This window comes from Bacillus sp. SIMBA_154 (genome assembly GCF_046536015.1).
GTDB lineage: Bacteria > Bacillota > Bacilli > Bacillales > Bacillaceae > Bacillus > Bacillus pumilus_P.
In genome coordinates this window covers 1-265 of record NZ_JAWJBV010000339.1, presented here as the reverse complement: position 1 = coordinate 265, position 265 = coordinate 1, and the positions used below count along the sequence as shown (strand labels likewise).

Annotated in this window: 1 protein-coding gene; it reads left to right on the top strand. The window is 41.1% G+C overall.

The annotated features are described in order from the left end of the window. A partial coding sequence (locus tag R0K30_RS22290) for a SpvB/TcaC N-terminal domain-containing protein (protein ID WP_410613059.1) occupies window positions 1–265 on the top strand: 265 nt, incomplete at both ends.

Genomic DNA, 265 nt, shown 5'->3' with positions numbered 1-265 from the left:
AGAAGTTTATTATGCTCAAGCCGCAGGCTTAACGCATGCGATTAATACGAATGATTATGTAGGCACAATTGCGGCTGAAAGTAACGTAACACCAAGTGGTGAATTTACTTATAACATTCCAATTACACTCGGAGAAGCAACGGGAGGTCTTAAGCCTAGTGTGTCTTTAAGTTACTCTTCCACACCGAGGAATAGCCATGTAGGAGTTGGTTTTAATATCGGTGGCTTAAGTGCTATTAGCCGCTGCGAAAAAAATATGGAAACT